This is a genomic window from Mesorhizobium sp. M1D.F.Ca.ET.043.01.1.1 (genome assembly GCF_003952385.1).
Classification (GTDB): Bacteria; Pseudomonadota; Alphaproteobacteria; order Rhizobiales; family Rhizobiaceae; genus Mesorhizobium.
Window position 1 is genome coordinate 4,980,396 of the sequence record NZ_CP034444.1, and the last position, 22,260, is coordinate 5,002,655.

Here is a 22,260-nt window from a genome sequence, read left to right on the forward strand (position 1 = left end):
ACGCAAGCCGCAGGCCCGAGGCAGGTAGGGACCGGGGCTTCCAGCGTGCCCTCACCAGCCTATCATACCACAGGTCACGCTTCGTGATGCTATGACTCGCGCGACGCCTTGGCGATCCTGCCGCAGCGCCACTGACGAGCGAGTCCCACCTTCCCTACCGCTTGTTCGCGGCAGTTGGCTCGCAATCGGACCGTGACGGCTTCGGGTCCAATCCAGGACCTTAGCTCCATCGGTTTAAATGTCCGCTATTCGCTTCGCGTACGCCAGAGGCGGTCGGTCCGCCCTCGGCCCCAAACAGGACGCTGACCTGCTCGATGTTGAGCGACGCCATGGCGACTATGCGGATTCCTGACCGTTTGTTACGCAGACTAACGACGCTTCGACCTTGAAGCGCTTCTATGAATTAACTAACTATTTGAAATAATTGACTTATTAGAAAAATTCTGGCGGAGAGAGCGGGATTCGAACCCGCGTTACGGTTTCCCGTAAACACACTTTCCAGGCGTGCGCCTTCAACCACTCGGCCACCTCTCCGTCCTTGCATCTCGCGCTTGGCCGGTTTCGCCGCGCGGGTTGGGGAGATGCGCCTCCCTCGGGAAGTCCTCGACGGAGGATTTGGGGTGCCTTCAACCGGCGGGCGACCCTTTCCCAGCACCTCTAGCCGTCTAGGCAAAACAGGCGCGGGGCTCATCTAGTCGATCCTAACGCGAAAGCCAAGCCATAATGACTGCACAAAAGCTTTTGCCGCGCATGGCCGGAAGGTGCTTTCACCAGGGGGGCGGCTTCCGAATGATGTGCACAGGCCGGGTCGCGCCGCTTGCCGCGCTTGACTTCGGTCGCGGCCGCCTGTCGACTGCCTGAAATGTTCGTTTTCTGCGCAATTCCGGACGGAAAACCGCTGACGCACTTTTCCTGGAATTGCTTCGTTTGGTTTAGGCAGTTCCGGACGGAAAACCGCTAACGCACTTTTCCTGGAATTGCTTTGGGCTTTGCGAGGGGCACTGTCCTGACATGGCATCGATCGACCAGGAACCCGCGGGCCGGCCGGACAGCGGGCTTTCCTTCATCCCGGTGGCGTGGCTGATCATCGTCATGGGCCTGTCGGCCTATGGCCTGATCTCGAACTGGCGGCTGATCGGCGACTTCAACCTGCCGCAAAGCGTGTTCTTCCTGATTTATGGCGGGCTGGCCGGCAGTGTCGTCACGATCCTGTGGGGGCTTTACCTGCTCGGCCTTGCCTTCAACCGGTCGACGCGCTTCCCGCGTCACTACACCATCTGGCAGGTCGTCATCCTCCTGTGGCTCATCGTGCGCCAGGCCTACACCCTTCTGGTGCCGGACTTCGTCTTCTCGGCCGAAGCGCTGGGCTTCACCGTGGCCGAGATCGCCGTCGGCCTGCTCTGCATCTATCTCCTGCGGCATGGCGCCGGCGCCGAGGCCGTCTATGCCAATCCCGAGACCGAGCGCCCGCCGCTCCTGGTCTCGCTCGTTGCCGCGCTGCTCGGCATCATCCTTGGCGGCGCCATCGGCGCTTGCGCGGGATTTTTCGCCGGATCGCTGATCGCCGACGCCACCCATATGAGCTGCTTCGAAGGCGCCTGCGGGTTTTTCGCCGCCTTTATCGGCCTCGCGGGCCTGATCGTCGGAGCAATCGCCGGCGGAATCTTCGCCGTCTGGCGGGTCAACCGGCGCAAACCGGCAAAAGCAGCCTAACCTCAAAATCGCGTGTCGCGATTGCGTGGCGGTTGCGCACGCTCTATGTCGGTTGCGGGGCAAACGGGAGCTTTTCCCGGGGAGTGCGTTGGATGCTGCGTTTCATCTTTCGGCTAGCGGCCATGATTGCATTGTCGATTTCGGTCATCATGGCGGTGATCGACACCACGCGCTCGGTGGCGGCGTCCGCGCTCGTCATGACGCCGCTCAACGCGAGCTGGCTGGCGGTATCGCCCGACACCCGCGCGGCCTTCGAAACCTATGTGCGCGCCAAGGCCAATCCGCTGGTCTGGGACGGCGCCGTTGCCTGGGTACTCGGACAGCCGGGGTTCGCCGTGTTCGCAGTATTGGCGTTCCTGCTCTACGCCATCGGCTACCGTCGGCGCCGCCACGAATTCGCCCCGACCAACTGACGCACACGTTTCGCTCCGCTCGAAACAGTCCGCCTGGACGCTTTTTCCAACAGGTCAAAATTCCACGTGAATTTTGTTTCGGGCCGTGCCAGATTGGCCGCCAGCGGGGAGGGGCAAACACTTCCTGCCTGACGTCGCGTGCCTGCCGGAGAACCGGGCGGGAATGCGGTGCAAACGGAAAAATAACCGACAGGGTGTGGATCACATGAAACGTATCGTTCTCGGCCTCCTGGCCGCTACCGCAATGGTTCTTCCGGCTTTCGCCGCGGATGTCCAGCCGGCCATCCTCTACGATCTCGGCGGCAAGTTCGACAAATCCTTCAACGAGGCCGCCTTTCACGGCGCCGAGAAGTTCAAGGCCGAAACCGGCGTCGCTTACGTCGAATTCGAAGTCTCCAACGCCTCGCAGCGCGAGCAGGCGCTGCGCCGCTTCGCCGAGGACGGCCGCAACCCGATCGTGATGGCCGGCTTTGCCTGGGAGGATGCGCTGAAGAAGGTGGCGGCCGAATATACCGACCTCAACTTCGCCATCATCGACGATGCCGTCGACCTGCCCAATGTCCGCTCGCTGGTATTCAAGGAGAACGAGGGCTCCTACCTCGTCGGCATCATGGCGGCGATGGCGTCGAAGTCGAAGAAGGTCGGCTTCGTCGGCGGCATGGACATCCCGCTGATCCGCAAGTTCGAATGCGGCTATGTCGGCGGCGCCAAGTCGGCCGGCGCCACCGACGTCATCCAGAACATGACCGGCGACACGCCGGCCGCCTGGAACGACCCGGCCAAGGGCGGCGAGATCGCCAAGACGCAGATCGACCAGGGCGCCGACGTTGTCTACGCCGCCGCCGGCGGCACCGGCGTCGGCGTGCTGCAGGCGGCCGCGGATGCCGGCAAGCTCGGCATCGGCGTCGATTCCAATCAGAACGGCCTGCAGCCCGGCAAGGTGCTGACCTCGATGCTGAAGCGCGTCGACGTTGCCGTCTACACCGCCTTCATGGACGGCAAGAACGGCACCTTCAAGGGCGGCGTGCAGAATCTCGGCCTTAAGGAAGGCGGCGTCGACTACGCCATGGACGACAACAACAAGGCGCTGGTGACCGACGAGATGAAGGCGGCCGTCGAAAAGGCCAAGGCCGACATCATCGCCGGCAAGGTCGAGGTGCACGACTACACCGCCGACAACAAGTGCCCGTATTGATCGGCAGTTGAATCAAGGTTCATCGACCGCCGGGCCTTCGCCCGGCGGTTTCTTTTTTGGATGAGCATCATGGAGGGCGAGCCGATGGTGCTGATGGCGCGATCTTTATAGTGTGCCTGCGAGATAGCCCAGCGCGAACGCCGCAAGCAGCGCCATCGCGATGACAAATCCAAGCTGGCCGCCCAGGGAATGCAGGCCGACGCCATAGGGTTTGCGCTCGATCTTATTGATCACGACGGGCGGCGGCTTCGCCTCGCTCTCGCTCAATCCGGCAAGCCGCATCTGCGGCAGTTCGCCGAGGCGTTGCGCGACCAGCTTCCAGCGATTGTCCGCCGCTCCACCGGCGGACGCTCCGGTCGGATCCAGCGCACGCATGCGTTCGGCAAGCCGCAGCACCGCGTCGCGAAAGGCGGGATCGATCTCAAGGTCGCGCTCGGCACGCGCCCGCTCCCTTGCGTCCATCAGGCCGAAGACATAGTCGCCGGCCCTGGCGATCCGGTCTCCTTCACTGGCCATGACCGTTTTCCCCCATGGCTTGCTCACCCCAATCCCACTCACCAGTGCGGCGGCTTGGTCACAGGCGTATCGGAAGCGGCCTGCTCTTCCAGCGCCAGGAACCGGTCGGTGAGCGCGGCAAGCTTGCGTTCCATGCGCTCGATCACCTTCCACTGCTCGGCGATCTGGCCGGACAGTTCCTCGATGGTCTTCTCCTGCTCGGCGGCACGGATTTCCAGCGTCGTCAGCCGATCGTCAGGCATGGTCATTCAAAACCCGATCTCTGTGAATGTGAAGCTCCCGGCCACCTTCGAAATTGACAAGCGCGCGGGGATTTGTCGAGAGTGAATGGCGTTCCGGCCAATTGGCACGGGCGGGGCATCATGCTAGGCATTTTGACCAAGCGATAAAAAAATAACGAGTGGGACAGGCTGCATGGCGCAAGCCGCAATCGAGCTCATAGGCATCAACAAGAGTTTTGGCGCCGTGCGTGCCAACCGCGACATCAACCTGGAAGTCGCGCGCGGCACCATCCACGGCATTGTCGGCGAGAACGGCGCCGGCAAGTCGACGCTGATGTCGATCCTCTACGGCTTCTACCAGGCCGACAGCGGCGAGATCCGCGTCGGCGGCAAGCCGGTGTCGATCAACACCTCCAACGACGCGATCGCGCTCGGCATCGGCATGGTGCACCAGCATTTCATGCTGGTCGACAATTTCACGGTGCTGGAAAACGTCATCCTCGGCGCCGAGAACGACGCGCTCCTGAAGAGCAGGATCGCCAAGGCGCGCTCCGAGCTCGAACGGCTGGAGCGCGAATACGGCCTCGAGGTCGATCCCGACGCCGTCATCGAGGAGTTGCCGGTCGGCCTGCAGCAGCGCGTCGAGATACTCAAGGCGCTCTATCGCGGCGCCGAGATCCTGATCCTCGACGAGCCGACCGGCGTCTTGACCCCGGCCGAGGCCGACCACCTGTTCCGCATCCTCAAGCAATTGAAGGAGCAGGGAAAGACGGTAGTGCTGATCACCCACAAGCTGCGCGAGATCATGGCCATCACCGACACGGTCTCGGTCATGCGCCAGGGAACCATGGTGGCCACCAGGGTGACGAAGGAAACCACGGTCGGCGAACTGGCCGAGCTGATGGTCGGCCGGCGCGTGCTGTTGCGGGTCGAGAAGGGTCAGTCGGAAGCCGGCGCTATAAAGCTCTCGGTCAAGAACCTGACGGTGAAGGACCAGCGCGGCGTCACCATGGTCGACAATGTCTCCTTCGACGTGCGTGGCGGCGAGATCGTCGGCATCGCCGGCGTGGCCGGCAACGGCCAGTCGGAGCTGCTCGAGGCGATCTCCGGCATAAGGCACGCCGTCTCGGGCGAGGTCATGCTGGAAGGCAAGCCGGTCGACCTGACCGGCAAGGCCGACCCGGGCGAATTGCGCGATCGCGGTCTCGCCCACGTGCCGGAGGACCGCCACCATGTCGGGCTGGTGCTCGCCTTCGAGGAGCACGAGAATTCGATCCTCGGCTATCACGACGACGAGCGCTATCTGAAGGGACCGCTCCTCAACGTCGATGCCATCATGGCCGACGCAAAGGACAAGATCGAGAAATACGACATCCGTCCCGGCAATCCGCGGCTGAAGACCGCCAATTTCTCCGGCGGCAACCAGCAGAAGATCGTGCTGGCCAGGGAGATGGAGCAGGATCCCGGCGTGCTGATCGTCGGCCAGCCGACGCGGGGCGTCGATGTCGGCGCCATCGAATTCATCCACAAACGGCTGATCGCCATGCGCGACCAGGGCAAGGCGGTGCTGGTGGTGTCGGTCGAGCTCGACGAGATCCGTTCGCTGTCGGACCGCATCCTGGTGATGTTCGCCGGCCGCATCGTCGGCGAGCGCGGGCCGGACGCGACGGAAGGCGAGCTCGGCCTGCTGATGGCCGGGGTCGAGCACGAGGAGGCCGCCGAATGAGCACGCCTTACGCCAAGCTGCCGGCCTGGGCCGACTATGGGCTGATCCCGCTGATCAATCTGTCGGTCGCCTTCATCGTCGCCGGCTTCGTCGTCATGCTGGTCGGCGAAAATCCATTCCGCGCCGCCGTCATCCTGGTCGAAGGCGCTTTCGGCAAGGGCACCGGCATCGCCTTCACCTTGTTCTACGCCACGACCTTCATCTTCACCGGGCTGTCGGTGGCGGTGGCGGCGCATTGCAGCCTGTTCAACATCGGCACCGAGGGCCAGGCCTATATCGGCGGCCTCGGCATCGCGCTCGTCTGCCTCAGCTTCGACAGCGTGCTGCCCTGGTGGGCGATCTTTCCGATGGCGATCGTCGCAGCGGCGGCGTTCGGCGCGCTCTGGGGCTTCATTCCCGCCTATCTGCAGGCCAAGCGCGGCTCGCACATCGTCATCACCACCATCATGTTCAACTTCATCGCCGCCTCGGTGATGGTCTATCTGCTGGTCGGTCCGTTGAAGCCGGCAGGATCGCAGGCGCCGCAAACGCGCAATTTCCTTGCCGGCGCGGAATTGCCGAAGCTCAACTGGATGCTCGAATTGTTCGGCGCCAAGATCCGCTCGGCGCCGCTCAACATCTGCTTCCTGCTGGCGCTGGTCATGGCGTTCCTGGTCTGGCTGCTGATCTGGCGCACCAGGCTCGGCTACGAGATGCGCACTTACGGCCACAGCCCGAAAGCCGCGCGCTATGCCGGCATTTCGGAAACCCGCATCATCCTCACCGCGATGATGATCTCGGGCGCGCTGGCCGGCATGATGGCACTCAACCCGGTGATGGGCGACCAGCACAACGTCGCGATCGATTTCGTCTCGGGCGCCGGCTATGTCGGCATCGCGGTGGCGCTGATGGGCAGGCTGCATCCGGTCGGCATCGTTCTGGCGGCGATCCTGTTCGGCATGCTCTACCAGGGCGGCGCCGAGCTTGCCTTCGAGATGCCGGCGATCAGCCGCGACATGATCGTCATCATTCAAGGGCTGGTCATCCTCTTCGCCGGCGCGCTGGAGCACATGTTCAGGCCCTATATCCAGGCGCTGTTCGCCTCGATCAGCCCGAAATCGGTCGGCATGCAGGCGGTCAACGGGAAGGGGGCCTGAGATGGACGTCTTCAACGCGATCGTCCAGGTTCTGGATTCCACCGTCCGCCTGTCGGTGCCGCTGCTGCTTGCCTGCCTCGCCGGCCTCTATTCCGAGCGGGCCGGCATCTTCGACATCGGTCTCGAAGGCAAGATGCTGGTCGGCGCCTTCGCCGGCGCCGCGGCAGCTTCCGTCTTCCATTCCGCCTTGATCGGCCTCGGCATGGCCATCCTGATCTCGGTCGCCTTCGCCATGGTGCATGGCTTCGCTTCGATCACGCATCGCGGCAACCAGATCGTCTCCGGCGTCGCCATCAACTTCGTCGCCGCCGGCTCGACCATCATCCTCGGCCAGGCCTGGTTCCAGCAGGGTGGCCGTACGCCGGCGCTGCAGCCGGGCGAACGCTTCGAGGCGATCATCTGGCCCGGCGCCGAAGCCGTGCGCGACGTGCCGATCCTCGGGCCGATCTATGCCGAGCTGATCTCCGGCCACTCGATCCTGGTCTATTTCGCCTTCGCCATGGTGCCGTTCACCTGGTGGGTGCTGTTCCGCACCCGCTTCGGCCTCAGGATGCGCGCCGTGGGCGAGAACCCGGCCGCCGTCGACACCGCCGGCATCTCGGTCGCCTGGCTGCGCTACCGGGCGCTGATCTGCACCGGCATTCTTACGGGCGTCGCCGGCGCGTATCTCTCCATGGTGCAGAATGGCGGCTTCGTGAAGGATATGACGGCGGGCAAGGGCTATATCGCGCTTGCCGCACTGATCTTCGCCAAATGGAAGCCGGTCAACGCCATGTTCGCCTGCCTGCTGTTCGGCTTTCTCGACGCGGCGGCGATCCGGCTGCAAGGCTCGCCGCTGCCCATCATAGGCAAGGTGCCGGTGCAATTCATGCAGGCGCTGCCCTATGTGCTCACCGTCGTCCTGCTTGCCGGCTTCATCGGCAAGGCGATCCCGCCGCGCGCCGGCGGCGTGCCTTACGTCAAGGAACGCTGAGGTCAGGACTGCAACAACGGTTCGGCAGCATAGGCACCGGCTTTTGAACAAGATCGTGGGAGAGAAGAAGCAAATGTCGCATGATCTGTTCGAAGCGGCGAAGACGGCGATGGCCAAGGCCTATGCGCCCTATTCCAAGTTTCCCGTGGGTGCGGCGCTGCGCACCGAGGACGGGCGCGTCTTTGCCGGCGCCAATATCGAGGTGGCGTCCTATCCCGAAGGCTGGTGCGCCGAGACCACCGCGCTCGGCCACTACATCATGGGCGGCGGCGGCGAGATCACCGAGATCGCGGTGATCGCCGAGCGCATGGCGAAATGCTCGCCCTGCGGCGGCTGCCGCCAGCGGCTGGCGGAGTTCTGCCGGCCCGAGACGAAGCTTTATCTCTGCGACGATGGCGGCGTGGTCGAGACCGTCACCATGGGCGACATGCTGCCTTACGGCTTCAGGGGCGATATTTTGAAATGAAGGAAGCGCTGGATCATCTGGTCGAGAAACTGGACGGGCTGGCCCCGACCGCGGCGCTTGTTCTGGGCTCCGGCCTCGGCGGGCTGGTCGACCAGGTCGAGGACAAGAGGCGCATCTCCTATGCCGAGCTGCCGGGCTTCCCGCGCAGCGGCGTCTCCGGCCATGCCGGCGAGGTCGTTGCCGGCCATTTCGCCGGCACGCCGGTGCTGATGCTGTCCGGCCGCGCCCATTACTACGAGCATGGTAACGCCGCCGCGATGCGCCCGGCACTGGAGGTGCTTGCCGGCATTGGCATCTCGCATCTGATCCTCACCAACGCCGCCGGTTCGGTCGACCCCGGGATGGGGCCGGGCTCGGTGATGATGATCACCGACCACATCAATTTTTCCGGCTCCAATCCGCTGATCGGCGAGCCGAGCGACCGCCGCTTCGTCGGCCTCACCGAGGCCTATGACGCCGGCCTGCGCAAGGCGATCGAGGCGGCGGCGAAGGCAACCGGCACCGCGCTTCACCAGGGCGTTTACATGTGGTTCTCGGGACCTTGTTTCGAGACGCCGGCCGAGATCCGCATGGCGCGCGTCATGGGCGCCAACGCGGTCGGCATGTCGACCGTGCCGGAAGTCATCCTTGCCCGCTTCCTCGGCCTCAAGGTCGCTGCCTGCTCAGTCATCACCAACCTGGCGGCGGGCATGACCGGGGCGGAACTCTCGCACCAGGAAACCAAGGACATGGCGCCGGTCGGCGGCGCGCGGCTGGCGACGATCCTGCGGCGCGTCTTCGAGCAAGGCTTGCCGGAAAGCTGATGCTCCCCCAGGAAATCATCCGCCGCAAGCGTGACGGCCACAAGCTCTCGGCGCCCGAGATTTCAGCCTTCATCGAGGGAATAACGGCCGGCACGCTCTCGGAGGGCCAGATCGGCGCCTTCGCCATGGCCGTGTTCCTCAAAGGAATGAGCCGCGAGGAAGCGGTGGCGCTGACGATCGCCATGCGCGATTCCGGCGATGTGCTCGACTGGTCCGATCTGCCGGGCCCGGTCACCGACAAGCATTCGACGGGCGGCGTCGGCGACAATGTCTCGCTGATGCTGGCGCCGATCGTCGCCGCCTGCGGCGCCTATGTGCCGATGATATCCGGACGCGGCCTTGGCCATACCGGCGGCACGCTGGACAAGATGGACGCCATTCCCGGCTACACCAGCCAGCCGGATGTGGCGCGCCTGCGCAAGACGGTGCTCGAGACCGGCTGCGCCATCATCGGCCAGACCGCCGATCTGGCGCCGGCCGACCGCCGGCTCTACGCGATCCGCGACGTGACCGGCACGGTCGAGTCGGTGCCGCTGATCACGGCCTCGATCCTGTCGAAGAAGCTTGCGGCGGGCCTGGGCTCGCTGGTGCTCGACGTCAAGGTCGGCAACGGCGCCTTCATGGAGAAGTCGCGCGACGCGGTCGCGCTGGCGAACAGCCTGGTCGAGGTCGCCAACGGCGCGGGTCTCAAGACCTCGGCGCTGGTGACCGGCATGAACGAGCCGCTCGCCTCGGCCGCCGGCAATGCGGTCGAGGTGAAGAACGCGGTCGACTTCCTGACCGGCCGGTTCCGCGACCGGCGGCTGGAGGACGTCACGCTGGCGCTCGCCGCAGAGATGCTGCAATCGGCCGGAATCGTCTCGTCCAACCAGGACGGGATCAGGCGCGCCGCCGAGACGCTGGCCGGCGGCCGCGCGGCGGCGGTCTTCGCGCGCATGGTGACGGCGCTCGGCGGCCCCGCCGACTTCGTCGAGAATCCGGAAAAATATCTTCCCAAAGCGGCGGTGGAGTTGGCGGTTCAAGCGGCCGACGACGGCTTCGTCAGCGGGATCGCGACGCGCGACATCGGGCTTGCCGTCGTTGGCCTCGGCGGCGGGCGCACCCGTCCGGACGACAGGATCGATCACGCCGTCGGCCTCACCAGGCTGTTGCCGGTCGGCGCCGAGGTGCGGGCGGGCGAGGCGCTGGCGCTGGTCCACGCGCGGACCGGAGCGGACGCCGAGGCTGCCGCCGCGACGGTGCGTTCCGCCTATGCGGTCGGAGCCTCGAAGCCATCCGCCGAAAAGACCGTGCTCAGGCGGATCCTGCCTCTGTAATATCGCGCCTATTGGACGAGCAGCAGGGCGCCGTTCTCGACTTCGTATTTCTGCAGCCGCTGCAGGAAGCTCAAGCCGATCAGATTGGTTTGCAGCGCCCGGTCGTCGAGCACCACCGCCTGGACGTTGTCGACGGAGATCTTGCCGATCTGCAGATGGTCGACCGTGACCACCGCGGCCTTGATGGCGCCGTTCGCCGTGTTCACCTGGTGGCTGAAGTCCGCCTGGTTGAGCGAGATGCCGATCCGCCGCGCCGTCGAGGTGTTGATCGCAACCAGCGTCGCGCCGGTGTCGATCATGCCGTCGATCTGGCGGCCGTTGAACTTGAAGGCCGAGGTGAAATGGCCGCGCTGGTCGGCATTGACCAGCACCTGCCGGCCGAGCGGCAGCGGCGTCGCCGGCTTTGCTGGAACCGAAGCGAGATCGACGTCCGGCTGCGCCTGCGGGATCGCCGGCTTGGCGGCAACCGCCGATCTCAGCAGGGTTTCGACCATCTGCGGGTTCGACTGATAGACGATCGGTATCGATGCCGAGCTTCCGACAAAGACGCCAAGGAGGAGAAGCTTGCGCAGCATGGATCGGCCTTCGTGAAGGCTCGATCCTTAAGCCGACATGGTGTTTTCAGCTTTAACGCGCGCCGGAACCACGGCGTTTCGTAAACGAGCGGTTAAGAAAAGCGCTCACTTGGTCCCGTACATGCGGTCGCCGGCGTCGCCGAGACCGGGCATGATGTAGCCCTTGTCGTTCAATTGGCGGTCGATCGAGGCGGTGAAGATCGGGACATCGGGATGCGCCTTGGTGAAGCGCTCGATGCCTTCGGGCGCCGCGAGCAGGCAGAGGAAGCGGATGTTGGTGGCGCCGCGGCCTTTCAGCTTGTCGATCGCCGCGATCGCCGAATTGGCGGTCGCAAGCATCGGGTCGACAACGATCACCAGACGGTCGGCGAGGTCGCTCGGCGCCTTGAAGAAATACTCGATCGCCTCCAGCGTCTCATGGTCGCGGTAAAGGCCGATATGGGCGACGCGCGCCGCCGGCACCAGGTCGAGCAGGCCTTCGAGCAGGCCGTTGCCGGCACGCAGCACCGAGGCGAAGACCAGTTTCTTACCCTCCAGCGTCGGCGCTTCCATCTCCTCGATCGGGGTCTCGATGGTGGTGGTGGTCAGCTCGAGATTGCGGGTGACCTCATAGCCGAGAAGCAGCGAAATCTCGCGCAGCAACCGCCGGAAGCCGGCCGTCGAGGTCTCCTTCTTGCGCATGATGGTCAGCTTGTGCTGGACGAGGGGGTGGTCGACGACGGTGACGCCCTGCATGATGTGCTCCGACTGGTTCGCAGTGAGTAGTGAATAGTGAGTAGTGAATAGTGAGCCGATTTGCGAGTCCCTGACTGAGGGAAAGCGTCAACCTTCAACCGCGCGATGCGCACACGGCCAAATCGATCACTACTGACTACTCACTATTCCCTACTCACCGCGCCTTCACGTCCAACCGGCTCAACAGCATTGCCTTGGTCTTCCGATCGACGAAGGCCGCCTCGATGGCCGTCCTGGTGACGGCGGCAAGCGCCTTGTCGTCCATCGCGAAATGCTCGGCGGCGATGTCGTATTCGCGCTTCAGCGAGGTCCAGAAATAGGGCGGGTCGTCGGAATTGAGCGTTACCTTGCAGCCGGCCGCGCGCAACGCCGGGAAAGGGTGCTCGGCAAAACTGCCGAACACTTTGAGCGCGATGTTGGAGCCGGGACAGCATTCCAGCACCACGCGCTCGGCGGCGATGCGGCGAACGAGGTCGGGGTTCTCGATGGCGCGCACGCCATGGCCGATGCGCGACGGGCGGATGTGGTCGAGCGCCGCCTTGACGCTTTCCCAGCCCATCAGCTCGCCGGCATGGATGGTGATGCCGAGGCCCGCCTCGCGCGCTATCTCGAAAGCCCGCACATAGTCCTCGAAATCGCCGATGCGCTCGTCGCCGGCGACGCCGAAGCCGGTCACCAGCGGATGGCCGCAGCGCGCCGCGAAGCGCGCGGCCTGCTCGATCGCCTCGATGCCGACATGCCGCACACCGGTGACGATCATGCGCCCCTCGATACCGGTCCTGGCCTTGGCGCGGGCCATGCCTTCGCCGAGAGCATCCGTATAGGCCTTGGGCGAGAGACCGGCCTTCCTGGCGTGATCCGGCGAGGTGAAGATCTCGGAATAGATGGCGCCGTCGCGGGCGAGGCTGGTGAGATAGTGGTCGGTCAGGCGGGCGTAGTCCTCCTCGCTGCGAAACAGGTCTGAGGCGAAGTCGTAGGCAGCGAGGAAGGAGGTGAAATCGTGCCAGACGAAGGAGCCGTCCTGGATATAGGGCGAAGGGTCCTTGCCGTATTTGCGGGCCTGGCTGACGACAAGGTCGGGCGCCGCTGCCCCTTCGATGTGGCAGTGCAATTCTGCTTTCAAAATCATGCGGCCATCCCGTGCGGTATCTTGTTCTCGCGCCGATTCCGGGCGGAAAAATCATGCGAGACTCTTCCCGAACCCGTCTCCAAGGCGCGGCCGAAAACCGCGCTTTGGACAATAGCGCCGGCCCCATCGATCGGCTATGGTCCCGCCGGTTTTATGGCGGATCAAAATAATGTCAGTTGAGAGAACCACGGCCGCGGGCGGCATGGAAACCTCCTATGGTTTCAGGAAGGTGGGCGCGGGCGACAAGCAGTCCCTCGTCAACGACGTCTTCCACAAGGTGGCCAATCGATACGACCTCATGAACGATCTGATGTCGGGCGGGTTGCACCGGCTGTGGAAGGACGCGATGGTCGCGTGGCTCAATCCTCCCAAAAAGGCGGGCTGGAAGGTGCTCGACGTCGCCGGCGGCACGGGCGACGTCGCCTTCCGCATCATCGAGGCAAGCCACCGCCACGCGCATGCCACGGTGCTCGACATCAACGGCTCGATGCTCGAAGTCGGCCGTGACAGGGCCGAGAAGAAAAACCTCTCGGAAAACACCGATTTCGTCGAGGCTAATGCCGAGGCGCTGCCGTTCGAGGACGGCATTTTCGACGCCTATACGATCGCGTTCGGCATCCGCAACGTGCCGCGCATCGATGTCGCGCTGAGCGAGGCCTTTCGCGTGCTGAAGCGCGGCGGGCGCTTGCTGTGCCTCGAATTCTCCGAGGTCGACATGCCGTTGCTCGACAAGGCCTACGAGGCCTGGTCGTTCAACGCCATCCCCAAAATCGGCAAGGCGGTGACAGGCGACGGCGAACCCTATTCCTACCTGGTGGAATCGATCCGCAAATTCCCCAACCAGCAGAATTTTGCTTCCATGATCACCCGCGCGGGCTTCGATCGCGTCACTTTCCGCAACTATTCCGGCGGCATCGCGGCACTTCATTCGGGCTGGAAGCTTTGAGGCCGCAAACCTTGAAGCAGGACGCCTTGAAGCAGGGCGGGCGATGACCAGCGTCGGCGCCGCCTTCCGGCTCGCCAGGGCCGGCTGGGTGCTGGTCCGCGAGGGCGTCGTCGCGGCGCTGCCCGGCGAAGAGCTCTCCGGCATGCCGAAGCTCGGCTGGCGGCTGGCGCGCGTGCTCACCCGCCGCCGCGCCAGGCGCCACCAGCGCGGCGACCGGCTGGCGCAGGCGGTGGTGCGGCTGGGGCCATCCTACGTCAAGCTCGGTCAGTTCCTGGCGACAAGGCCCGATGTCGTCGGCAACGACATGGCGCTCGATCTCGCCCTGCTGCAGGACAAGATGCACACCTTCCCGAAAGCGGAGGCGATCGCGGCGATCGAGGCCTCGCTCGGGCGCAGGATCGGCGATCTTTATGCGAGCTTCGGCGAGCCCGTGGCCGCCGCCTCGATCGCACAGGTGCACAGTGCCGAAGTCGTTCGTGAAGGGATAGTGTCGCGGGTGGCGGTGAAGGTGATCCGCCCCGGCGTGCGCCGCCACTTCTTCCACGACCTCGAGAGCTATTTCCTCGCCGCCCGCCTGCAGGAGAAATACATTCCCTCCTCGCGCCGCCTGCGGCCGATCGAGGTGACCCAGACGCTGGCGCAGACCACCAAGGTCGAGATGGACATGCGGCTCGAGGCGGCTGCGTTTTCCGAGCTCGCCGAAAACACCAAGGACGATCCGGGGTTCCGCGTGCCGGCGGTCGACTGGGAGCGGACCGGCCGCGACGTGATCACCATGGAGTGGATCGACGGCGTCAAGATGAACGATCTGGCCGGCCTTGCCGCCGCCGGCTACGATCTCAAGGCGATCGCCGCCAACCTCATCCAATCGTTCCTCAGGCACACGCTGCGCGACGGCTTCTTCCATGCCGACATGCATCCGGGCAATCTGTTCGTCGAGGCGAACGGCACTATCGTCGCGGTCGATCTCGGCATCGCCGGCAGGCTTGCCAGGAAAGAGCGGCGTTTCCTGGCCGAGATCCTCTATGGCTTCATCGTGCGCGACTATCACCGCGTCGCCGAGGTGCATTTCGAGGCCGGCTACGTGCCGCGCCAGCACAATGTCTCGGCCTTCGCCCAGGCAATCCGCGCCATCGGCGAGCCGATCCATGGCCAGTCGGCCGAGACCATCTCGATGGCGAAGCTCTTGACGCTGCTGTTCGAGGTCACCGAGCTTTTCGACATGGCGACGCGGCCGGAACTGATCCTGCTGCAGAAGACCATGGTGGTGGTCGAGGGCGTCGCCCGCACGCTCGATCCGGCCTTCAACATGTGGAAGACGTCAGAGCCGGTGGTCAGCGACTGGATCGCCAGCAATCTCGGCCCGCGCGGCATGCTCACCGATGCGCGCGACGCCGGCAAGGCACTGGTGGCGCTGGCCAGGCAGGCGCCGGACATTGCGGCCCGCAGCGAGCGGCTGTCGCGCGAAATCGACCTGATGGCCGAACATGGCCTGCGCTTCGACGAGGCGACGGCGCGCGCCATCGGCAAGGCCGAGGCGCGCCATACCCGCTCCGGCCGCCTGGCGCTCTGGGTCATCGCGCTGACGCTGGCTTATATCGCCTGGCGGATTTTCTGACCGCCATCCGCCTTGCCGCGGTCTGATTGCATTGCTATCATTGCTAGCGACAGTTTGAGGTGGGCGCAATCAGATGGCCAGCATCACGATCCGCAACCTCGACGATAAGGTCAAGGACCTGCTGCGACAACTGGCGGCCGAAAATGGCTGCTCGATGGAGGAGCAGGCGCGGGCGATGATCCGGGCGGCGGTTGAAGGCCGGGCAGGACAGGCCGACCGCATCGGCCAGATCGAGAAGACGCTGCGTGCGCTGACCGAGCCCGGCCAGCAAACAACGCCCCCCTCTGCCGAATCTAGCAGGCTGGCGACTCGCGGAACGCTTTCTGGTAAGCGCATCCTGCTCATCGTCGGCGGCGGTATCGCCGCCTACAAGGCGCTCGACCTGATCCGGCGCCTGCGTGAACGCGGCGCATCCGTTCGCGTGGTGATGACGGCCGCCGCGCAGGAATTCGTCACCGCGCTCTCGGTTGGCGCGCTTTCGGCCGACCATGTCTTCACCGAGCTGTTCGACCGCAATGACGAGCATGATGTCGGCCACATAAGGCTGTCGCGCGAGGCCGACCTTCTGGTCGTGGCGCCGGCCACCGCCGACCTGATGGCGAAGCTCGCCAACGGCCATGCCAACGACCTTGCCTCGACGGTGCTTCTGGCGACCGACAAGAGGGTGCTGATGGCGCCGGCGATGAATCCGAAAATGTGGTCGCATCCGGCGACGCGCCGCAACCGGACGGCGCTGCAGAAGGACGGCGTCGCCTTCGTCGGCCCCGCCAGGGGCGAGATGGCCGAAAGCAACGAGGCCGGCGAAGGCCGCATGGCCGAGCCGCTGGAAATCGTGGCCGCGATCGAGGCGATGCTCGACGAGAAGCCAAAGCCGCTTGCGGGCCGCAGGATCATCGTCACGTCGGGGCCGACGCATGAGCCGATCGACCCGGTGCGCTACATCGCCAACCGCTCGTCCGGCAAGCAGGGCCATGCGATCGCGGCCGCGCTGGCGAAGCTCGGCGCCGACGTCCGGCTGGTGTCCGGTCCGGTCAGTATCGCCGATCCGGCCGGGGTCACGACGACGCATGTCGAAACCGCGGCCGAGATGAAGGAAGCGGTCGAGCACCTTTTGCCGGCGGATGCGGCGGTGTTCGTCGCCGCGGTCGCCGACTGGCGCACGGCCGGTGCCGCTGGCGAGAAGATCAAGAAGGTGGCGGGCGAGGGACCGCCTTCACTCAAGATGGTCGAGAATCCCGACATTCTCGCGGGAGTCGGCCATCACATCAAGCGGCCGGGCCTCGTCGTCGGCTTCGCCGCCGAGACGCAGGACCTGATCGGCAATGCCGAGGCCAAGCTGAAGAAAAAGGGCGCCGATTTCATCGTCGCCAACGACGTCTCGCATGAAAGCGGCATCGGCCCGTCCGGCGTGATGGGCGGCGATCGCAACAAGGTGCGCATCGTTTCCAAGTCCGGCGTCGAGGAATGGCCGGAGATGGGCAAGGACGAGGTGGCGGCGCGGCTCGCCGCGTTGATCGCCGAGCGGCTGAAAACGATCGTGGTTTAGCTGGTTGCCTCCCGAGGCCGCATGGCCGGAACGGCAATCCAGAGAGCAGCGATACAGCCCAGGATGCCAAGCGGCACGAAGGCGAGGAACAGCCACCCGGCGACGCCCGCGGCCGCTTCACCATTGAGGCCTTCCGAAAAGCCACTGGCGTTGGCGACAATGCCGGCAAGCGCTGCGCCCACCGCGTAGCCGATGCGCTGCATGGTCGGCACGGCGGCCGACGCGATCGTCTGCTCGCCTTCCCGGGCCGAGGCGACAATGACGCGCGTCAGGAACGGCCAGCAAACGCCGAAGCCGCCCCCTTGCAGCAGGGCGCAGAACAGGATCAGCGGGATCGAGCCTGCCGGTATGGTGTAGGCGAAGCCGGCGAGACCCGAGGCGATCATCAGCGCGCCGACGACGATGATCAGCCGCTCGCGTTCGAGCGGCGCGTTGGCGATCAGGATTGACAGGATCGACCAGGCGATGGATTCGGCAGCGATGATGTAGCCGGTGGTCAGGATCGGAATACCGTGCAGCGTGGTCAGAAGCAGCGGCCCGTAGATGGTGAAGGTGCAGGTGGCGACCGAGAAGGCCGCGACCATGGTCATGCCCGAGCCAAGCGGCGAGCGCCATGAGAACAAGGGAGACGGGAAGAGGCGCGAGCGCGGCCAGAGGGCATCGATGCGGAAGAACAGGGCCAGGCCGACCAGGCCGAGGAGGAGCAGCAGCGACGAGCGCAACAGGGCGATGTCGATGCCGGCGGCTGCGATCAGCACCACGCTGATGGCGAGACAGGCGAGCGCCGGATAGGGGAAGGGCGGCGCCGTGCCGCTGCCCGCCCGCGGCTTCGTCGCCTCGGGCGTGTTCAGCACGATGAAGCTTGCCAGCGCCATCGCCGCGCCGCCTAAGGTGAAGAACCCGAAAGCCCAGCGCCACGACAGGAACTCGGTCATGAGCGCGCCGAGCATTGGCCCGCTGAAGGCGGCGACGCCCCAGATCGCCGACATGATGCCGAAGAGCTGCGGCCAGATGGTGCTGGGAAACAGCCGCTCGACCGAGACGAAGGCCAGCGACACAAGTGCGCCGCCGCCGAGGCCCTCGACCAGACGCCCGGCGAGGAACAGCGGCATCGAGGGGGCCGTGGCGCAGATCAGCGCGCCGGTCGCGTAGAGCAGGGCGGCGACCATCATGTTGGAGCGCAGCGCGACATAGCTGACCAGCCTGCCGGCCGCGGCGCCGGCGACAATGGCGCCAAGCTCGTAGATCGCCAGCGACCAGCCGACCAGCTGCACGCCGGCCAGCTCGCCGACCATGGCCGGCATGATCGTCGCCACCATCGTCTCATTGGTGGCATGCAGCAGGATGCCCAGGCTGACGAAGCAGAAGCGCGCCAGGTCGCCGCTCGCCCACAGCGCCTGCCAATCCACCTTGTTTACGCCCGCCTTATTGCCGCCTGCTGCCGTCACGCCGATCTCCTGCCTGTTTCCGCAGCCTCACCCGTTTTTCGAATGAAGCGCCAGATCCAGTTCGGCAGGGCTTGTAGAACCTCAAGGGCGGTTGAGCTCAAGAGACTTTTTCAGCGCAATCGCGATTGGGCAGAGCCACGAATTCACACAGGCGGTCCGCGCCAAAAGGATGCGGCCCGGAACGAGTGTCCCGGGCCGCATCCGTTCCAATCAAAACGACTGATTGAAAGGCTTCACTTGTAGGAGTGGACGAGATCCAGCGAGGCCACCGCGACGGCCAGATTGACGCCGGTCTGCGCCTGGACGCTCAGCGGCTCCAGCATGAAGGCGCCGTTCAGGCCGCCAACCAGGAGGTTGGCGCCGCCGCCGGTCACGACGCTGGCCTCGGCGTTGACGCCGTAATAGCTGCCGGCGAGGTCGCCCGCGTCATGGCTGCGCGTGGCGGCAAGCACCGCCCAGACGAGCTGGCCCTGATGCGTCTGGCCGACATCGACGCCGAGCTTGGAGATCATGCCCGTGTAGAGCTCGGACGGACCGTGATGGTAGGGGCGGAAGACGCAGGACACGCCCTTGTTGGAGGTGATGACGTAACCGACGCCACCGTCGATGGTGCAGTCGAGCGTGCCGAGCCGGAGCGTGCCGGCGCTGACGGGGGAGGCGAGGACCGTGGTGGCCAGCGCCGCGGCACAAACAAGCTTCTTGATCATCGGGAAGGTCCCTTTCGCAAAATTCGAAAACTAGCCCCGATTTAACGGTCGAGGTGCGTGGAGCGTTCCGCCGAAAACTTGGCGCGAGAATGGCAAGCCTTGGCGCATTGCCGTTGGCGGTTAACGGATCGCTATCGGTGTCTCAATACCGCAACACTGCCACCATCGCCGGCGACGAGCAGGCGTGCGGCACCTGAAGCGCTCACATTAAACGGCTTCAGGCGTTCGGGCGACCTGCGCTGGCTGGCGCCGGCATCCCGTCAGCTGGCGTTGCCGCCGGTGCGCGACAGGCCGTCCTTGGCCGGCTGGTAGTTCGGGTCGAGGTGGATCGCTTCGCGGTAGGACTTGGCGGCCCTTGCCTTGTCGCCGCGCCGCTCGTAGATCAGCGCCTGGTTGGCCCAGGCCTCGGCATTCTTGCCGTCGAGCTTGATGGCCATGTTGAAATCGCTGAAGGCGTTGTCCTCGTCGCCCGTCGCCAGATAGGAGAGGCCGCGGCCGTTGTAGGGCTCGGCGGCGTCCGGCGCGAGCGAGATCGCGGTCGAGAAATCCTCGATGGCGAACTTATGCTGGCCCTGGCTCTGATAGATCAGGCCGCGGTTGTGGTAGGCGCGGGCGTCGGTGGTATCGAGCTGGATCGCCTTCTGGAAATCGTTGAAGGCATCCTGGGTGCGGCCCGCCTTGCGATAGAGATTGCCGCGGCCGATATAGGCGGCATCGTAATTGGCGTTGATCTGGATCGACTTGTTGTAGTCGGCGAGGGCTGCTTCCTGGTTGCCGAGGAAGCGCTGGATGAGCGCGCGGTTCGAATAGGCCTGGTAGAAGCTCGGGTTGAGCTGGATGGCGCTGTCGAAGTCCTTCAGCGCGGCCTGATACTGGCCGCCGCGGCCATAGGCCGAGCCGCGCACATTGTAGCCCTCGGGATCCTGCGGGTTGCGCTGGATCACCGCCGACAGCGAGGAGATGTTCTCGCTCGAGCCCTGCGCCTTGTCGATGTTGTTGAACTCACCCGTCGGGGTCGTCTGGCATGCTGCAAGGGCCAGGCCCGAAAGCAGGGCCGCCGTCAGGGCGAAGCCGCGAAAAGCGGTTCTGCGCTCCACGGAAATTGCGTTCATCTTTGTCCTCACTGCCGGGGCGCCGTCAGTCCGTTCCCTCTCCGAACCGGCTCGAATGCATAAACAAAAGGGTGGCGGCGATTCCGCATCGCGCCACCCTCGGTATCCTTCGAAAAGGACGAAAAATTGGCGTTATGAGCGCGGCGAGCGCGATGCGCCGGCAGCACCAGCCGGAGCCGGGCGCGGGGTCATCGGCAGCAGGCCTTCGCGCTGAGCGCGCTTGCGGGCCAGCTTGCGGGCGCGGCGCACGGCTTCCGCCTTCTCACGGGCGCGCTTCTCGGACGGCTTCTCGTAGTGACCGCGCATCTTCATTTCGCGGAAGATACCTTCGCGCTGCATTTTCTTCTTCAGCGCGCGAAGCGCCTGATCAACGTTGTTGTCGCGGACGAGTACCTGCACGTGCAATCCTGTCTTCGGGTTTGAAATCAACAGGCTAACGACCATAGCCGTTATGCCTCCGCGGCGGGTTGCACCGCGAATTGTGGCGGCTGATAGCAGAATCACGCCGTCCTGTCCACCGTTGATTGCAGGAAACCGCGATCGGAAGCCGGATCGCTGGGTCTCGCCTGCTCGGGCTTAAGCCGTCGCCAGATGCAGGCGGGCGAAATCCTCAAAGAATTCGCCATAGTCGCAGGTGATTTCCTCGCCGGCGGCGATATCACGGATGGCCGTGGCGCCGCCATACTGCGAAAAATCCGTGTTCGGCCGCTCGGAATGGTTCATGAAGCGGCCATTGTCGACCTCATAGACCATGAAACCGGGCTTGTCCGGGCTCGGATAGGCATAGCGGTCGAGCAGCTCGCGCAGATGGGGCGGCGCCGCCTCGTATTTCTCCGTCGGGATCAGCCGGTCGAAATCGGGGTCGAGCCGCCAGATCGAGGCGCCTTTCCTGATCGGCTCGGCGGCGAACACGCCGACGCCTTCGATGGCGCTCTGGGCGACATAGGTTCTGATCAGCAGCATGGTTCCGGTCCGATTTTCGACGGAAACGAAAATCGTCAAAACGGACCGGAATGCAAGACCGCGATCGCGAGATTCCAGCGGATGAGCATGCCTGCCGTCCGCATGGCGGATCACGTCCGGTTGATCGAGACGCCGCCATCGGCAAACAGCGCCGTGCCGGTGGTGAAGCTCGATGCGTCGGAGGCGAGAAAAAGCGCCGAGCGGGCGATCTCTTCGGGCTCGGCGACACGTTTCAACGCATGCAGGCTTTCCACGAAGGCCCGCGATTCCGGTGTCTTGAATGTCGCCGCCGGCGTGTCGGTGCCGCCCGGCAATAGTGCGTTGACGCGCAACCCCTGTGGTCCGTATTCGGCCGCCAGCACCTGCATCAGTCCGATCAGGCCGGCCTTGCTTGCCGCGTAGCTGGTCATGCCGGGCATGCCGACGGTGTGGCCGACAAAGGTGGAGGTGAAGATCAGTGAGCCGCCGCCGCGCTCGATCATCGCCGGCACCTGGTATTTCGCGCCGAGAAACGCGCTGGTCAGGTTGGTATCGAGCGTCTCGCGCCAGCCATCGAGCGACAGCTCGGAGATCGATCCCATCTGCCCGACAGCGCCGACATTGTTGAAGGCGATGTCCAGGCCACCGAACTTTTCGACCGCGAGATCGACGAGGGCCTTGGCATAGGCTTCGTCGCGGACGTCGCCGGCAAGCGCGACTGCGCTTCCGCCGGCCTCCTCGATCTCGTCGACCAAGAGGTCGAGCTCTGCCTTGCGCCGGGCTGCGATGACCAGACTGGCGCCCTCTGCGGCGAACAGCTTTGCCGTGGCGCGGCCGATGCCGGAACTGGCGCCGGTGACGATGGCGACCTTGTCTGTCAGTGCGAACATCTTCTGAGCATCCTTCTTTCGTGCCGGCCTTGCCAGCGATTGGACGCTTGGTCACAAATGGCGGCGGTCCGAGCCACCCGAAAGCTGCATTGGGGTTTGTGCCGCGTGGCTTGGTTGCTCGCCTGTGGATGCCA

At 64.9% G+C, this 22,260-nt stretch carries 23 protein-coding genes and 1 tRNA gene; 12 read left to right on the plus strand and 12 right to left on the minus strand.

What is annotated here, in order from left to right; translation table 11 throughout:
- Positions 1 to 444 precede the first annotated feature (444 nt).
- Positions 445 to 534, minus strand: a tRNA-Ser gene (locus EJ067_RS24160).
- Positions 535 to 1,011: 477 nt separating this feature from the next.
- Here EJ067_RS24160 and EJ067_RS24165 point away from each other — a divergent pair.
- From EJ067_RS24165 to EJ067_RS24175, 3 genes are all read left to right on the plus strand, one after another.
- Positions 1,012 to 1,713 carry a hypothetical protein gene (locus EJ067_RS24165; RefSeq protein ID WP_126087713.1) on the plus strand — a complete coding sequence of 234 codons (702 nt, stop codon included), beginning with the start codon at positions 1,012 to 1,014 and terminating at the stop codon, positions 1,711 to 1,713.
- A gap of 92 nt (positions 1,714 to 1,805) precedes the next feature.
- Positions 1,806 to 2,126 carry a hypothetical protein gene (locus EJ067_RS24170; protein WP_126087714.1) on the plus strand — a complete coding sequence of 107 codons (321 nt, stop codon included), beginning with the start codon at positions 1,806 to 1,808 and terminating at the stop codon, positions 2,124 to 2,126.
- A gap of 205 nt (positions 2,127 to 2,331) precedes the next feature.
- Positions 2,332 to 3,321: a BMP family ABC transporter substrate-binding protein gene (locus EJ067_RS24175; RefSeq protein WP_126087715.1), complete on the plus strand. Its 990-nt coding sequence runs from the start codon at positions 2,332 to 2,334 to the stop codon at positions 3,319 to 3,321.
- A gap of 105 nt (positions 3,322 to 3,426) precedes the next feature.
- Here EJ067_RS24175 and EJ067_RS24180 read toward each other — a convergent pair whose 3' ends face one another.
- Complete coding sequence (locus EJ067_RS24180; protein WP_126087716.1) at positions 3,427 to 3,837, minus strand: hypothetical protein; 411 nt, start codon at positions 3,835 to 3,837, stop codon at positions 3,427 to 3,429.
- Between the two features lie 38 nt (positions 3,838 to 3,875).
- A complete protein-coding gene (locus EJ067_RS24185) occupies positions 3,876 to 4,085 on the minus strand; it encodes a SlyX family protein (protein ID WP_126087717.1) in 210 nt (69 codons plus the stop codon).
- Between the two features lie 166 nt (positions 4,086 to 4,251).
- Here EJ067_RS24185 and EJ067_RS24190 point away from each other — a divergent pair, with 166 nt between their 5' ends.
- The 6 genes from EJ067_RS24190 (at position 4,252) to deoA (ending at position 10,478) form a co-directional block, all read left to right on the plus strand.
- Positions 4,252 to 5,784 carry an ABC transporter ATP-binding protein gene (locus EJ067_RS24190; RefSeq protein WP_126087718.1) on the plus strand — a complete coding sequence of 511 codons (1,533 nt, stop codon included), beginning with the start codon at positions 4,252 to 4,254 and terminating at the stop codon, positions 5,782 to 5,784.
- Positions 5,781 to 6,920, plus strand: a complete 1,140-nt coding sequence (locus EJ067_RS24195; protein ID WP_126087719.1) for an ABC transporter permease — start codon at positions 5,781 to 5,783, stop codon at positions 6,918 to 6,920. The genes EJ067_RS24190 and EJ067_RS24195 overlap by 4 nt, the downstream gene beginning before the upstream one ends.
- A gap of 1 nt (position 6,921) precedes the next feature.
- On the plus strand, positions 6,922 to 7,893 hold the full coding sequence (locus tag EJ067_RS24200; protein ID WP_126087720.1) for an ABC transporter permease: 972 nt from the start codon (positions 6,922 to 6,924) through the stop codon (positions 7,891 to 7,893).
- 73 nt (positions 7,894 to 7,966) lie between these two features.
- Entirely contained in the window at positions 7,967 to 8,359 is a 393-nt protein-coding gene (cdd, locus tag EJ067_RS24205) for a cytidine deaminase (protein WP_245468034.1), read from the plus strand.
- Positions 8,356 to 9,162: a purine-nucleoside phosphorylase gene (locus EJ067_RS24210; protein ID WP_126087722.1), complete on the plus strand. Its 807-nt coding sequence runs from the start codon at positions 8,356 to 8,358 to the stop codon at positions 9,160 to 9,162. Before cdd ends, EJ067_RS24210 begins: the two co-directional genes overlap by 4 nt.
- Entirely contained in the window at positions 9,162 to 10,478 is a 1,317-nt protein-coding gene (gene deoA / locus EJ067_RS24215) for a thymidine phosphorylase (RefSeq protein ID WP_126087723.1), read from the plus strand. Before EJ067_RS24210 ends, deoA begins: the two co-directional genes overlap by 1 nt.
- Positions 10,479 to 10,486: 8 nt before the next feature.
- Here the strand turns inward: deoA and EJ067_RS24220 are convergent, their stop codons facing one another.
- The 3 genes from EJ067_RS24220 to EJ067_RS24230 form a co-directional block, all read right to left on the minus strand.
- A complete protein-coding gene (locus EJ067_RS24220) occupies positions 10,487 to 11,053 on the minus strand; it encodes a TIGR02281 family clan AA aspartic protease (protein ID WP_126087724.1) in 567 nt (188 codons plus the stop codon).
- Positions 11,054 to 11,158: 105 nt separating this feature from the next.
- Positions 11,159 to 11,788 carry a uracil phosphoribosyltransferase gene (gene upp, locus EJ067_RS24225; RefSeq protein WP_067002624.1) on the minus strand — a complete coding sequence of 210 codons (630 nt, stop codon included), beginning with the start codon at positions 11,786 to 11,788 and terminating at the stop codon, positions 11,159 to 11,161.
- A gap of 154 nt (positions 11,789 to 11,942) precedes the next feature.
- Positions 11,943 to 12,917, minus strand: a complete 975-nt coding sequence (locus EJ067_RS24230; RefSeq protein ID WP_126087725.1) for an adenosine deaminase — start codon at positions 12,915 to 12,917, stop codon at positions 11,943 to 11,945.
- Positions 12,918 to 13,086: 169 nt separating this feature from the next.
- On the opposite strand from EJ067_RS24230, the gene ubiE reads away from it, so the two are divergent.
- The 3 genes from ubiE (at position 13,087) to coaBC (ending at position 17,027) form a co-directional block, all read left to right on the plus strand.
- The gene (gene ubiE / locus EJ067_RS24235) at positions 13,087 to 13,863 is read left to right on the plus strand and encodes a bifunctional demethylmenaquinone methyltransferase/2-methoxy-6-polyprenyl-1,4-benzoquinol methylase UbiE (protein WP_126087726.1); all 777 of its coding nucleotides are present in this window, start codon (positions 13,087 to 13,089) and stop codon (positions 13,861 to 13,863) included.
- Between the two features lie 43 nt (positions 13,864 to 13,906).
- Positions 13,907 to 15,481: a 2-polyprenylphenol 6-hydroxylase gene (gene ubiB / locus EJ067_RS24240; protein WP_126087727.1), complete on the plus strand. Its 1,575-nt coding sequence runs from the start codon at positions 13,907 to 13,909 to the stop codon at positions 15,479 to 15,481.
- 73 nt (positions 15,482 to 15,554) lie between these two features.
- Positions 15,555 to 17,027, plus strand: coding sequence for a bifunctional phosphopantothenoylcysteine decarboxylase/phosphopantothenate--cysteine ligase CoaBC (gene coaBC / locus EJ067_RS24245; RefSeq protein WP_210211669.1), 1,473 nt, complete (start codon positions 15,555 to 15,557; stop codon positions 17,025 to 17,027).
- On the opposite strand, the gene EJ067_RS24250 is transcribed toward coaBC, so the two are convergent.
- The 6 genes from EJ067_RS24250 to EJ067_RS24275 all read right to left on the minus strand — a co-directional run bounded on the left by EJ067_RS24250 (position 17,024) and on the right by EJ067_RS24275 (position 22,126).
- Complete coding sequence (locus EJ067_RS24250; RefSeq protein WP_126087728.1) at positions 17,024 to 18,475, minus strand: MFS transporter; 1,452 nt, start codon at positions 18,473 to 18,475, stop codon at positions 17,024 to 17,026. The genes coaBC and EJ067_RS24250 overlap by 4 nt on opposite strands.
- A 233-nt stretch (positions 18,476 to 18,708) precedes the next feature.
- Positions 18,709 to 19,182, minus strand: coding sequence for a DUF992 domain-containing protein (locus EJ067_RS24255; RefSeq protein WP_126087729.1), 474 nt, complete (start codon positions 19,180 to 19,182; stop codon positions 18,709 to 18,711).
- 260 nt (positions 19,183 to 19,442) lie between these two features.
- A complete protein-coding gene (locus EJ067_RS24260; RefSeq protein ID WP_126087730.1) occupies positions 19,443 to 20,294 on the minus strand; it encodes a tetratricopeptide repeat protein in 852 nt (283 codons plus the stop codon).
- A 132-nt stretch (positions 20,295 to 20,426) separates the two neighbouring features.
- Positions 20,427 to 20,693, minus strand: coding sequence for a 30S ribosomal protein S21 (gene rpsU, locus EJ067_RS24265; protein WP_027165252.1), 267 nt, complete (start codon positions 20,691 to 20,693; stop codon positions 20,427 to 20,429).
- 177 nt (positions 20,694 to 20,870) lie between these two features.
- Positions 20,871 to 21,257: an SET domain-containing protein-lysine N-methyltransferase gene (locus EJ067_RS24270; RefSeq protein WP_126087731.1), complete on the minus strand. Its 387-nt coding sequence runs from the start codon at positions 21,255 to 21,257 to the stop codon at positions 20,871 to 20,873.
- A 110-nt stretch (positions 21,258 to 21,367) separates the two neighbouring features.
- Positions 21,368 to 22,126: an SDR family oxidoreductase gene (locus EJ067_RS24275; protein ID WP_126087732.1), complete on the minus strand. Its 759-nt coding sequence runs from the start codon at positions 22,124 to 22,126 to the stop codon at positions 21,368 to 21,370.
- Positions 22,127 to 22,260: the final 134 nt, after the last annotated feature.